The organism is Nostoc sp. ATCC 53789 (assembly GCF_009873495.1).
Lineage (GTDB): Bacteria > Cyanobacteriota > Cyanobacteriia > Cyanobacteriales > Nostocaceae > Nostoc > Nostoc muscorum_A.
Genome location: NZ_CP046703.1, coordinates 1780775 through 1794529, shown reverse-complemented (window position 1 = coordinate 1794529; position 13755 = coordinate 1780775). Strand labels below are relative to the sequence as shown.

Sequence of the window (13755 nt, the reverse complement as noted above, 5' to 3'; positions counted from 1 at the left end):
TCTTACGTAAATTTGAAATTTTTGATAACCCATATAATTTGCTTATTGTCAATATCTGACGAAAATTCAATCTTCTAGTGTTAGCAAAACTACCAACTTTACTGGAAAGCTAGTTGGCACAATACTTTTTGCACTGACTAGCTAATTAATTTTGTCCACCAACTAGAAACACATTTGTTATGCTTTAAGAAAATCACTGAATATCATCTATCAAACAGCAATTAATAAGTATTTTGAGGATTTCTCATCATAAGATGACAGAAAGTTACCGAAATATAAGTATTGAAATTTACAATTAAGTTACGCAATCCAGCTTTGTAACTAAAATTATCAGGTAATTTTCTGGGTTCTCTCGGCTTCAGATAATGCTACTGGAAGCACACACCATCTGGCTGAAAACTTGTTAATATCTTCATGTACTGCCGTAGCGATCGCGATTGTATCGTATGTATCTAATGAAGTTTTGCCAGAAATAGGACTATACTGGCAAATCCACAGGACAAATTGTTTTTGAATTGATTAAAATATCCTTGTATACAATAAGAAGAGTTTGTCAAGTTTCATAGGGCTGAAATCGCCACAGTGCGCTAACGTGTGAATAAGGCCGAATTAGTTAAACCTAAATTGATCTGCCATCAGGTCGATATGCTACAGCCTCAACTCCTCAGTTAAGGTAATTAGTAAGCAGAAGGTTAACTCTTTAAGGCAAGCACCGCCACCCTGGTTGTATTTACCCAATCGAGAAACTAGCTTTAATCTCAGGAATGCGTAATTTATGAAGGAAATGTAAAAATGGCTAGATTAATACTTGTCGTCTGAGTTAACATACAATGCACTCTTCCTAAGTAATTAATGTTGTGTAAAATACATGAAATCGAGCAGGAGCAAGCGTACTTACTTTGTAATGTAATAAGAACGTCACTGCAATTCCGAAAAGTGGAGAAAAATTTTAGGGTATAACTCTTGTTTTTAATGTCTTTTTGGTAATGGTGGCTAATAATTACTCTGGGAGTTCATGATTAATACACAAAAAGAGTGCAATTTCTGTGAAACAGGCTACAATCGGAAGAGTCTTTATAAGAAAATCTGCCAGCAGTCTGAACTCATTAGTATAGAGTGGCAAATTTTTTCAGAAAGACGAGTATTTTTTTTGACCAGTTAGTTGAAAGCAGTATGTGATAGCAACACATATAACATTTACTAGGGCGAGCAAATCACTTTTAGGAATGGCTTAAACTAAAGTAAAAAAACCTCCTACCGGAGGTGCAAAAGATCCGAAAATATTTCTGGCAAATCTGCCAAAAAGGTTATTTTCGGTTGACAATTGGCTCGTTTAAAAGAGCAGTAAACACATCTTGAGTAATTGATTCTGCAAGGAGCATGAGGAACGCGGCATGAACCAGGCTAACAACGTACTCGAAAGCATATATCAGCCTGACCTAGAAATAATGAATCAGCCTGAGCTCGAGTTAGAAGAACTCTTAATAGATGATGAAGAGGACTTGCTTATCATCGATGAAGGTGACGATGAATTTTTAGAGCCTCAGTCTGATGAGGACGACGCAAAGTCTGGAAAAGCCGCTAAATCGCGTCGTCGGACACAAAGCAAGAAAAAGCACTACACAGAAGATTCCATTCGGCTTTACTTGCAAGAAATTGGTAGAATTCGGCTGTTGCGGGCAGACGAAGAAATCGAATTGGCGCGGAAAATCGCCGATTTACTGGAATTAGAGAGGGTGCGGGAAAGACTCTCAGAACAGTTGGATCGCGATCCTCGAGATAGTGAATGGGCAGAAGCAGTACAACTGCCCTTACCAGCTTTTCGTTATCGCCTGCATGTTGGTCGCAGAGCGAAAGATAAGATGGTGCAATCTAACCTCCGTCTTGTGGTTTCAATTGCTAAGAAGTACATGAATCGTGGTTTGTCGTTCCAAGACTTAATTCAGGAAGGCAGTCTCGGTTTGATTCGTGCCGCTGAAAAGTTTGACCACGAAAAAGGCTATAAGTTCTCAACTTATGCTACATGGTGGATTCGTCAAGCAATTACCCGCGCGATCGCAGATCAATCCCGCACAATTCGTCTTCCAGTTCACCTTTACGAAACCATCTCTCGGATTAAGAAAACTACCAAGTTACTGTCTCAAGAAATGGGTCGCAAACCCACCGAGGAAGAAATCGCCACTCGGATGGAAATGACCATTGAGAAGTTGCGCTTCATTGCTAAATCCGCCCAGTTACCTATTTCACTAGAAACGCCTATTGGTAAAGAAGAAGATTCTCGATTGGGCGATTTTATTGAATCCGATGGTGAGACACCAGAAGACCAAGTTTCCAAAAATCTTCTGCGCGAAGACCTGGAAAAAGTCCTCGACAGTCTCAGCCCCCGTGAACGCGATGTCCTCAGACTACGTTACGGCTTGGATGATGGTCGGATGAAAACCCTTGAGGAAATCGGCCAGATTTTCAACGTCACCCGCGAACGGATTCGTCAAATTGAGGCTAAGGCACTTCGTAAGTTACGCCACCCAAATCGTAACAGCGTTCTCAAGGAATATATTCGGTAGTCAATTAGTTAACAGTCATTAGTCATTGGTCATTAGTAAATAAACAAAGGACAAATGACAACTGACTAATGACAAAAAAATAAAAAACCTGGTAGTGAATTAGCACTCCAGGTTTTTTTATTTATAGGTCATCTTAGATATTAAAAGTTATAGGATGCCCCAAAAATGTAGGAAGCCTTGACCAGAAAAAACTTCAACCAAAATAGCTGCTGAAAAGCCAATCATTGCCAAGCGACCGTTCCAAATTTCTGCTTGTGGGGTAAAGCCCCAGCGCCAAGCGTTGCGATCTTCAATTACAGGAGTAGTGACTTTTGTTGTGCTTGCATTTGTCATGGTTCGGACTCCAAACTTGATTCTTAAGGTTTATTGCCTTATGTAAACTAATATAACAAATATTTTTAGAAAAACAACATTTTTTATACTTTTGTTTCCATACCTTGACATAAATAGAAATAGCTATTTATACAGATTAAAACATCATCCTTCAGTAAGATTTACACAGATCGAAGAAATGTTATCTAGACTTTTACCTTTATAGGCAATAAATCTTATTAACATTAATTATCAAGTAATTTAGTTATATTGCTTTATTCGCTAAAGCTTTCGGATTTTAAAATAAAAATTTATTGATGATTAAATCATTACAGACCATATCCATTTCTTTTGAAGTTGAGACAAAACCAAGCTGCTCGTAGATACGTTTACCATCCTCAGTGGCTTGAAGCCAGAGCCGTTTTGCCTCAGTTTCTCTCATAAAGCAGATAATTTCCTTTAATAAAGCTGTTGCAATTCCCTGTCCTCGCCACATCGGAATTGTATAAACGTTCATAATGTAGGCTTCTAAGCCTGAGAGATTGCCGTTATAAGGCAATAAGGTTCAGTTAAGGGTCACTGGCAAAAATTTTAGGTTTTTGAGACGCGATAAATCGCCGTCTCTACAAGTGTTTTGGTCTTATCTGAGCTAGGTTTGTGGTGTCAGAGTCACCTTTAATATCGCCAGCCTCCCGCAGGAGTTCGAGACACAGTTGGATTAGTGCCTCTAAATCCTGCAAGTTGGCTTGTCGCAAGTTGAACATCACTCTGATTTACGATCGCACTTCAGCCACAGTGATAATTTTTTCATCACGGTTGAGTTGGATGATACTTTCACCTTTGACATCCCGGCCTAAAATCGGCACTGTTTCCACAGGTATCCGCACTACCCGTTCCTTATTAGTCACTAAAGCTACCTCACCAGATGCTATCGCTATGACCATACCAGCTAAATTATCAGTTTTGCTGGCAAATTTCAGCGCTTGTGTCCCTAAATCGCCGCGATTAGCCGCTCTTAACTGACTCGCAGCCATGCGTTTGGCATATCCTTCTTGAGTAACTAGCAGCAGATGGTCATCTTTTCCGACAGTCACACAGCCAACCATTTGCTGATTTTTCAATAACCGAAATGCTTGTAAACCCATCGCTGTGCGACCCATAATCGGTAATTGTTCATCATTGGTTGCAAAGCGCAGCACTCGACCACCGGAACTAGCTAAAATCAGATGTTCCCCTGGTTTTGTGAACTGGGTAAATGACAATTCATCATCGTCTTTGAGCTTTAAAATCGTGATTCCGCGCCGCGTCAAGTTTGTGAATTCTCCCAGAGACAGACGCTTAATTCGTCCCTGTTTTGTTAAGAGAATCATCTGCTGAGTTTCGAGATTGTCCGGCAGCAAAAAGCGGCTGACTACAGCTTCTTGAGCGCCTTGAGCAGTATTACTGAGCATAGTAATCAAAGGTTTTCCCCGTGGAGAACGCCCAGTAGTTGGCGGAATTTCTCCCACATTCACAGGGTAGACTTTACCGCCACCGGTTAGTATTAGCAAGTCTTTTTGGGTGTCAGTCAACACGGTTTGGATAATAAAGTCATTATCGTGCAAACCATTTTCAGCTTTTGACTTTCTCCCAGATGGTTGGGTGCGACGGACATAACCCCGTTGGGTAAATTCTAAAATTGCTTCTTCTGCTGGTTCAGAAGATTTCAGTTCCTCCTCCTCTGCCCTAGATTTCTGCTCCTCTGCCCTAGACTTTTGCTCCTCTCCAATTTTTGTTCGCCGGGGATCGCTGTACTTGCGCTTGAGCGATCGCAAATCTTTTTTCAGCGCCTTGAGTAATTCACGGCGATCGTTGAGTAATTGCTCCAGCAAACTAATTTGTCCGCTTATCTGCTCAAATTCCTGCTGCAAATTTTGCTGTTCTAAACTGGTGAGGCGACGCAATGGCATAGCCAAAATTGCATCTCCTTGTACCTCACTCAAATCCAGTCGGCTACAAAGATTTATTTTTGCCGTACTCCCATCGGGAGCTTGTCGCAAAATTTGAATTACCTCATCCAAATTAGATAGCGCTTTCAGCAGACCTTCCACCAAATGCACGCGACTTTGAGCCTTACCCAACTCGTAATTGTAGCGACGGTTCAGCGTCTCTTCTCGGAAACTCAAAAATTCTTGCAACAGTTGACGCAAACTTAACTGGCGGGGTTGTCCATCCACTATTGCTAGGAGAATTGCCCCAAACGTCATTTGCAAAGCAGTTTGGTGATATAAATGCTGGAGAACTTCTTGGGGATTGGTATCGCGTTTGAGTTCAATTACTACTCGCATCCCTTCGCGATCGCTCTCATCCCGCAGATCAGAAATTCCTTGCAAACGACCTTGATTTACTAAGTCTGCTACCTTCTCAATCCAGGCTGCCTTATTCACTTGATATGGCAATTCTGTAATGATAATTGCCGTCCGTCGCTTGCTTCCCCTACTGGCTGGAATTTCTTCTAGAGTCGCAACTCCCCGCAGCAGAATTCCACCTTTACCTGTGGTGTATGCTTCCCGAATTCCAGTCTCACCAATTATTTCTCCACCGGTGGGAAAGTCTGGCCCTGGAATTAGCTCGAATAACTTTTCATCTGGCAAATCTGGATTGTCGATTAAGGCAATTAACCCATCCACAATTTCCCCCAAGTTGTGGGGTGGTACATTTGTCGCCATTCCCACGGCGATCCCAGAACAGCCATTGAGCAACAGAAACGGCAATTGAGCAGGTAGCACTGTTGGCTCTTGCTGGGAATTATCAAAGTTCCCGACAAATTCCACCGTCTCTTCGCCGATTTCTGTCAGCATTCCCTCATGACTGATGGGTGCGAGGCGCGTTTCTGTGTAACGCATCGCTGCTGGCGGGTCATTATCGACGCTACCAAAGTTACCGTGTCCTGCTAGCAAAGGATAGCGGCTAGAAAAATCTTGCACTAGCCTGACTAAGGCATCGTAAACTGATTGGTCGCCGTGGGGATGGTATTTACCCAACACATCACCCACTACACGGGCACATTTTCGATAGGGTCTATCTGGTACTAAACCGAGTTCGTGCATTGCATACAAAATGCGCCGATGCACTGGTTTTAAGCCATCACGCACGTCTGGTAGCGCTCGCCCGACAATCACGCTCATGGCATATTCGAGATAAGACCGTTGCATCTCGGTGTGCAGGGCTGTTGGAATTACCTGTCCCGTTGAGAGAAGGTTTAACTGTTTTGCCATGAGTTTTTTCCCTGAAATTTAACTACACAAAAGCCGGCAGAACTCAATATTGCAGCAACCACAGCATAACGGATGAAATGGGATTCCTAACAAAATATTGATAGTCATAGAAGAAAAAGCAGTAGTATCATCCTTGATGACAAGGAGGTACATACACTATTAAAAAGGAAACAGATAGCAGGTAGCTGTTTTAATCGAATAATAATCTGCTGCACATTTAATTTGTATAGGCTTTATAGCCAGGATACCTGCCATGACTGCATTTTCTCATTTTTAATTTTGAATTGCTTAATCCCCTCACCTCTACCTCTATAACTAAAATTCTCATGAAAACTGTTTTAATTGTCGAAGACGATCTAATTAATGCTCGCGTTTTTTCCAAGATTTTGTCCAAGCGCGGCGGCTTGGGAGTGAAACATACTGAAAATGTGGAAGAAGTAATAAAAATTGCCCAATCAGGAGAAGCCGACCTGATTTTAATGGATGTTTCTTTATCCAGAAGTGTTTACCAAGGGAAATCTGTTGATGGAATCAAGATTACACAGATGTTAAAATCCGATCCAAAAACAGCGAACTTACCTGTTATTTTGGTGACGGCACATGCTATGGAAGGCGATCGCGAGAATTTTCTCAAGCAAAGCGGCGCTGATGGCTACATTTCTAAGCCAGTTGTTGACCATCAACAGTTTGTTGACCAAATCCTCGCACTTCTACCCACAGACGGCCAATCATAATTGACGACTGATTCCAGGAATATTCGCCCGCAAAGGTTTTTGGGCGACTATTTCCTGTATTTAGTTAGTATAGATGTACTACGAAAAGGTACTATTAGGCAAGTGGTAATAAGAAAGTCAATTGACAATGGGGAATTGGGAATTGGGAATTGGGCATTGAACATGAAGAAGAGACAAGGACTTGTTCAATAATTCCCCCTTGTCCCCTTGTCCCCTTGTCCCCCTGTCTCCCCTGCCCCCCCACTCCCCACTCCTATTGAGTAGGCTGTTTTCCAGGGGCTGATGATGAGTTTTCTGGTTGCTGTAATGCTGCTTGGATACGGGGTAATTCTAGGAATTTTTTCGTATCAGACAATAGGCGATCGCCCCAGAGATTTTCTTTAAGAAAATTCAAATTAGCATAGCGCTGATCGATGCGGAGTGCAGCTTCTCCCATTGTTAGACCTTGTTGGCGATCGCCTTTCGTATACAGTGCTACTGCCAAAGCTAATAAAGGTTCTGCGGCTTGCTTATCAAGGGTTACAGCAGATTGCCATCGTTTAATCGCTTCAGAGGTATTACCCTGTTCGTAGTTGATTAAGCCAATATTGTTGAGCGCTGGCCAGAATTTTTTATCTTGAGAGACTGCTTTATCGTACTGTGCGATCGCATCTGGCAATTTACCCAGTAGATAATAAGCATTACCCAAATCAAATAACCCTTCTGGATCGTTGGGTTTTAACTTCAAGCCGTCTTGGTAATTGACAACCGCTGCTTGGTAATTTTTCTGCTGAAAATTAGCTGAACCCAAAGCAAACAAAATATCACCATTTTTGGGGTTGAGAGATTGCGCTTTTTTCAGACTAGCGATCGCCCCGTCAAACTCTTTGGTTTGGAGTTGCAATCCACCTAAAAGCAACCATACTTTATCATTCTTCGGAGCCAGTTGACTAGCCAGCCGCGCTCGTGGCAAAGCTAATTCAACCTGTTGAAACTGAGCTAGTTGAGCCGCCTCTTGTGCCAGACTCAACCCCTGCTTCTCTAACTTTGTCCCATCTAGTTGCAGTGTATGGGGTATTAATGCCTGCGCGTTAGCGGCTTTTGGCATACTCCACAAACTACAGACCATTAGCAAAGAAATCAAACGAACATGTTTAGGCACATTACCGCCTTTAAGCCACTAATCAAAGAATCTTTCAGCTAGCTTAAACGATCTCCGCTCTTGACGGCTGCAAAATATTACGTCATTAGTTATTGACATTCCCATCACAAAGGCAATACATTAATAAGTAATTACTCACTTATTTATGGCTCGTGTACCCAAAATCACCAATCAGCAGATATTAGAAGCGGCTCGTCAAGTTTTCCTGCAACAAGGATTTGGTGCTTCAACCTTAGAAATTGCTCAACAGGCAGGTATTTCTGAAGCTTCAATTTTCAAGCGATTCTCAACCAAAGAAGAATTATTTTTTGCGGCGATGGGAATTCCAGAAAAACCCGTGTGGGTGAGCGAGTTGGAATCTCTTAGTGGCAAAGGCAATCTCAAAGAAAACCTAATCAATATTTGCCTCCAGATTATGGAATTTTATCGTGAGGTGTTGCCTCAGATTGTGATGCTGCGATCGCGAGGCAATGCGTTTCCAGAACTTGGAGGTAAAGAACCAAGACCCATACAAGATTTCAAAGCACTGTCCGCTTTTCTAGAGTATGAAATCAACCAAAATCGGCTTCGCCCTTGCGATCCCCAAACGGTGGCTCATATTTTACTCGGATCGTTGATGAACTATGTTTTCTTAGAGCAGATTTCATCTCAAAAAAGTATAAAAACAGACGTTTCTCCCATAAAAGGTTACTTAAACTCTGAAGATCGTGGTACAGAAGTATCAGCATTTATCCAAAATTTTGTGGACATTATCTGGCAAGGAATTTCGCCAATTCAGGATTAAATTTAAAAAAATTGGGCGTTGGATATTAATTATTTTCCCTCATCTCCCCATTAAAAACTGATGACTTTGGTCATACATAAGTCTCGAATTACTAATGACTTTCGTCATACATTGGTTTCAGCTTTTTGATCGATAATTATTATGTATGAATTTATACGATGAGGTAGATATCAAACATATTGATACCCAAATAAAGGCAACTATCTAAGTATTGCTGAATCTAAACCTCAGCAGAATAGAAATTTAATACCAATAAGGAGTTGATTTCATGTTGAAGCCAAACCGTGTGTCGATAGTCCTAGCTGCTGCTGCCCTGATAATTGTTCCTACTCTTTTGACTACGCCTGCAAGTGCCCAGACGAAAGTCTATGTTGTTGGCGATCGCGATCAAAATTGGGATCGCGACGGCAGATCCTATCCTGGAGAAGTCAGAAACCCTAGAGATCGGGATAATAATTGGAACCGCAACAACAGATCCTATCCTGTAGAAGTCCGAAACCCTAGAGATCGGGATAATAATTGGAACCGCGACAACAGATCCTATCCTGGAGAAGTCAGAAACTCTAGAGATCGGGACAATTGGAACCGCGACAACCAATCCTATAGCAGAGTAGTCAGACTTGGTAATGGTGACATCAGATATCCCAATGGGCAAATTATTCCTGCTAGATCCATAGTTAGACTGCGTAACCAAGGTTACTTCAGACTTCCCAACGGAGATATTCTTCTTCCCAGTCAGGAAATTGTTCCTGCTGGAAGATTAGTGAGAGTGCGTGATGATTATTTCAGACTTCCTAGTGGGTTGGTACTGCAAATAAACCTTTAAAACACTAAACACTCAAAATCATTGTCAGTATAGGGCTACCAGGCTATAGTTTAGCCGTGAATAACTGGCTCGGTAGCCGTTCCTTATAGACAAAATGGATATGAAAATTGATACACAAAATGCCGTAGATTCATCAGTTTTAGTTCCAGAGGTAAAGAAAAAAAAGGGCAAACGAAATTGGCTTTCTTGGCTAATTGCTTTTTGCCTTTTGGGTGGAATTGGCTATGCAGTTTATTACCAAGTAGCCGTTGTTTCCCAGCAACAAGCCAGTCGTCGGGTACTGACAAGACCTGTACAAAGGCAAAGTTTAACAATCACAGTTTCAGCAAACGGAACAGTAAAACCTGAGCGGTCAATCAACCTCAGCCCGAAAAATTCCGGTATCTTGAAAACACTGCTAGCGAAAGAAGGGGATCTCGTCAAACAAGGACAGATTGTCGCTTACATGGATGATTCCAACCTGCGGGGGCAACTTACTTCTGCTCAAGGGCAATTGGCACAAGCCGAGGCGAATTTGCAAAAAGCGATCGCAGGTAATCGTCCTCAAGATATTGCTCAAGCTCAGGGAGTATTAGACGAAGCCCAGGCGAATCTGCAAAAGGTACAAGCAGGCAATCGCTCTCAAGATATTGCCCAAGCACAGGCACGCTTGCAAAGCGCTCAAGCCACACTTCGCCAAGCAGAAGATGATTTTGTTCGCAATCAACAGCTTTACAATGCAGGCGGTATATCCCTTCAGACTCTTAACCAAAACCGTGCCACTCGTGACAGCGCCCAAGCTAGTGTAAATGAAGCACAGCAAGCACTGGGATTGCAAAAAGCTGGGTCACGTCCAGAAGACATCGAGCAAGCACAAGCTGTAGTGAAGCAGAGACAGCAAGCTTTGGCACTTCTGAAAGCAGGAACGCGCCAAGAAGATATTAATGCAGCCCGCGCCCAGGTAACATCTGCTCGTGGTTCGCTGCAAAACATCCAAGCCGAAATCAATGACACGATCATTCGCGCCCCTTTTGATGGGGTAGTGACAAAGAAATTTGCCGATCCCGGTGCTTTCGTGACACCCACAACTGCGAGTAGTGAAGTAGCTTCCTCATCTTCTTCTTCGATCTTGTCTCTAGCTTCAACCAATGAAGTTGTCGCAAATTTAGCGGAAACAAATATTTCCAAAATCAGCCTTGGTCAAAAAGTCTCGATTACAGCAGATGCCTACCCAGGAAAAACTTTTGAAGGTAAAGTCAGCCAAATCGCTGCCCAAGCAATAGTAGAACAAAACGTTACCAGTTTTGAAGTGAGAATATCACTTTCAGACCCTCAAAGATTACTGCGGTCTGGGATGAATGCAGAAGTAGATTTTCAAGTCGGTCAAGTTGAAAATGTTTTAGTAGTACCAACTGCTTCAGTTGTGCGCCAACAAAATGCCACAGGTGTATATGTGGCTGGAGCAGATAACAAACCTGTTTTTACTCGCATCGAGACTGGAGTCACCGCAAATAACTTTACCGAAGTTAAGTCTGGATTGACAGGAGACGAGAGAGTATTACTCAGTTTCCCACCAGGGTCACGTCCGCAATCAACACCACGAGGAGGAGTTTTCCCTGGTCTAGGAGGAGGCGGTGGAACTGGCGGTGGCGGTGGTGGAAGAGGAGGCGGTGGAGCCGGTGGCGGCGGTGGTCGTTCCGGTGGTGGTTCCCCTTAAAGTGAGTTTTAACAAGAAAGAATTCAGGAGTCAGTAGTCAGAATGGGCTAAACCTTAGCTATCCGCTAACAGTATGAATTCGAGCCTGACTGACGGATAAATATGTGGGTTTAATTCCCCCACTAATTGATTCTGAATTCTGGATTCTGAATTCTGCATTCTTCTTTAAATAAAACCTTATGTTTAAGATATTTAAGGGCTTTTACAAAGCTAAGAAGACCCGCACAGTACCGTTGCTGGAAATCTTGACAATGGCGGCAGAGACATTGTGGAGTAACAAATTACGCACAGGTCTAACGATGTTGGGCGTGATTATTGGGATTTCCTCAGTCATTGCTATTACTTCTGTCGGTCAGGGAGTGCAAAAGGGCGTAGAGCAACAGATACAAGCATTGGGTACAGATGTGATCCAAATCTTAGCGGGTGCTGCAAGAAGCGGGAATGTCCGTCAAGGAGTCGGTTCTAGCAGCACCTTGACCTGGGAAGATGCAAAAGCGATCGCTACACAAGCGCCATCAGCACAGATGGTTTCTGCTTATCTTCAACGCAGCGCTCAAGTTGTGTATGCAGGACAAAACACCTCAACAACCATTTATGGCACAGATTTAAATTATCCAGAAGTCAGAAATACTCACCCCCAGCAAGGGAGATATTTTACTCAAGAAGAACTAGATACTGTCGCACAGGTAGCTATTCTTGGCCCTACAGTTCAAAGCACACTCTTTGGACAGGGTGTAAATCCTATCGGCGAGAAAATTCGCATTCAGGGAGAGGCTTATCAAGTGATTGGGGTGATGGAACCTAAAGGCTCTCAGGGGCCGATGGATCGAGATGACCAGGTTTTCATTCCTCTAACTAGTATGTCGAAGAGGCTAGTTGGGAACAATGCTTTAGTAGGTGTTTCTGTAAATGGAATTTTAGTCAAAGGCGCTAATCAGGAGCAGTTAGAAGCTGCTCAGTTTCAAGTTACCAATCTCTTACGTCTGCGTCACAATATTTATCCGCCGCAAGCTGATGATTTTCGGCTAACTAATCAAGCTGATATTGTTAGTACTTTTACTAGTGTTGTAGGCTTATTTACAGTAATGGTAGTAGCGATCGCTGGCATTTCGTTAGTAGTTGGTGGAATTGGTATTGCCAACATTATGCTAGTTTCCGTAGTTGAGCGGACACGAGAAATCGGAATTCGCAAAGCTGTAGGAGCCACCAATTCGGCAATCCTGAATCAATTTTTAGCTGAAGCGATCGTAATTTCCATTGTCGGCGGAGGTATTGGGATGGCCACTGGGATTTTATTAGCCTTTATAGCTTCAAGCATTTTCAAATTTCCCTTTGTCATTTCTTTCTTGTCGATTATTGCTGGATTTGTACTCTCATTGAGTGTTGGCTTAGTTGCTGGGGTAATTCCAGCACGAAACGCATCTAAATTAGATCCAATTAATGCTTTAAGAAGCGACTAAATAATTTGTAATTTGTAATGACGCTCCTGCGTCGCTAACGCTGCGCTAACGTAATTCGTAATTCTTATGCCAACAATGATTTGGATGGAATCTATTACTAAAACCTATCATTTGGGAGAAGTTAGTGTTCCGATTCTTAAGGGAATTGAACTCTCAATTGAGGAGGGGGAATATGTCTCGATTATGGGTGCGTCAGGTTCGGGTAAATCCACGCTGATGAATATTTTGGGATGTCTGGATCGTCCGACAACTGGAGACTATATTTTTGAAGGGAGAAACCTGACAACTTTTGATGATGATGAATTAGCCTATATCCGCAACCAAAGAATAGGTTTTGTTTTCCAACAATTTAACCTCTTGGCGAGGGCAACAGCACTGGAAAACGTTATGTTACCAATGGTTTACGCTAACTTACCCAAGCCAAAACGCCGTGAAAGGGCATTAGAAGCCCTGGAAAAGGTAGGATTACAGGGACGCATAGCTAACCGTCCTAGTCAACTATCTGGGGGACAACAACAACGGGTAGCGATCGCTCGTGCTTTAGTCAACCGACCTGCATTAGTTTTGGCAGATGAGCCAACAGGAGCTTTAGATACTGAAACTTCTCATGAGGTGATGAATTTGCTGACAGAACTTAATGACCAAGGAATCACAATTGTAATTGTCACTCATGAACCAGATATCGCTGCTCAAACCAAAAGGATTATTCGAGTTCAGGATGGCTTGATTGTTGGCTAATTTGTTAATATCAACTCTTAGAGGATGTTTGAAAAGTCCTCTTCTCGGTAAAAAAACGTTTAGATCCCCCTAAATCCACGCCACATGCTCCACTTGGGGAGACCCCAAGACCGCAGTGGCTCCCCTTAAAAAGGGGGACTTTGACTCCAGTTCCCCCCTTTTTAAGAGGGGTTAGGGGGGATCAATGAGTGCCTAAAACCACAGCCAATTACTTTTCAAACAACCTCTTAGAGGAGGAATTTC

11 protein-coding genes are annotated in these 13755 nt (G+C 42.7%); 7 read left to right on the top strand and 4 right to left on the bottom strand.

All coding sequences use genetic code 11. The features are described 5' to 3' along the window. The first annotated feature begins 1394 nt into the window (after positions 1–1394). Positions 1395–2564, top strand: a complete 1170-nt coding sequence (gene rpoD / locus GJB62_RS07265; RefSeq protein ID WP_012412585.1) for an RNA polymerase sigma factor RpoD — start codon at positions 1395–1397, stop codon at positions 2562–2564. A gap of 147 nt (positions 2565–2711) precedes the next feature. Here the strand turns inward: rpoD and GJB62_RS07260 are convergent, their stop codons facing one another. From GJB62_RS07260 to gyrA, 3 genes are all read right to left on the bottom strand, one after another. Beyond that, complete coding sequence (locus GJB62_RS07260; RefSeq protein WP_069073374.1) at positions 2712–2897, bottom strand: chlorophyll a/b-binding protein; 186 nt, start codon at positions 2895–2897, stop codon at positions 2712–2714. A 277-nt stretch (positions 2898–3174) separates the two neighbouring features. Further along, the gene (locus GJB62_RS07255) at positions 3175–3393 is read right to left on the bottom strand and encodes a GNAT family N-acetyltransferase (RefSeq protein WP_114082445.1); all 219 of its coding nucleotides are present in this window, start codon (positions 3391–3393) and stop codon (positions 3175–3177) included. Positions 3394–3649: 256 nt separating this feature from the next. Further along, complete coding sequence (gene gyrA, locus GJB62_RS07245) at positions 3650–6133, bottom strand: DNA gyrase subunit A (protein ID WP_114082446.1); 2484 nt, start codon at positions 6131–6133, stop codon at positions 3650–3652. Positions 6134–6459: 326 nt separating this feature from the next. On the opposite strand from gyrA, the gene GJB62_RS07240 reads away from it, so the two are divergent. Continuing rightward, a complete protein-coding gene (locus GJB62_RS07240) occupies positions 6460–6867 on the top strand; it encodes a response regulator (RefSeq protein WP_012412589.1) in 408 nt (135 codons plus the stop codon). A 253-nt stretch (positions 6868–7120) separates the two neighbouring features. On the opposite strand, the gene GJB62_RS07235 is transcribed toward GJB62_RS07240, so the two are convergent. Continuing rightward, positions 7121–8008: a tetratricopeptide repeat protein gene (locus GJB62_RS07235; protein ID WP_114080779.1), complete on the bottom strand. Its 888-nt coding sequence runs from the start codon at positions 8006–8008 to the stop codon at positions 7121–7123. A gap of 145 nt (positions 8009–8153) precedes the next feature. On the opposite strand from GJB62_RS07235, the gene GJB62_RS07230 reads away from it, so the two are divergent. From GJB62_RS07230 to GJB62_RS07210, 5 genes are all read left to right on the top strand, one after another. Further along, positions 8154–8792 (top strand): TetR/AcrR family transcriptional regulator, encoded by a 639-nt coding sequence (locus tag GJB62_RS07230; protein WP_114080780.1) that lies wholly within the window; start codon positions 8154–8156, stop codon positions 8790–8792. Positions 8793–9060: 268 nt separating this feature from the next. Next, on the top strand, positions 9061–9618 hold the full coding sequence (locus tag GJB62_RS07225) for a hypothetical protein (RefSeq protein ID WP_114080781.1): 558 nt from the start codon (positions 9061–9063) through the stop codon (positions 9616–9618). A gap of 100 nt (positions 9619–9718) precedes the next feature. Beyond that, positions 9719–11314 (top strand): efflux RND transporter periplasmic adaptor subunit, encoded by a 1596-nt coding sequence (locus GJB62_RS07220; protein ID WP_114080782.1) that lies wholly within the window; start codon positions 9719–9721, stop codon positions 11312–11314. 188 nt (positions 11315–11502) lie between these two features. Continuing rightward, complete coding sequence (locus GJB62_RS07215) at positions 11503–12774, top strand: ABC transporter permease (protein WP_114080785.1); 1272 nt, start codon at positions 11503–11505, stop codon at positions 12772–12774. Positions 12775–12840: 66 nt separating this feature from the next. Next, on the top strand, positions 12841–13512 hold the full coding sequence (locus GJB62_RS07210; protein ID WP_114080783.1) for an ABC transporter ATP-binding protein: 672 nt from the start codon (positions 12841–12843) through the stop codon (positions 13510–13512). Positions 13513–13755 lie beyond the last annotated feature (243 nt).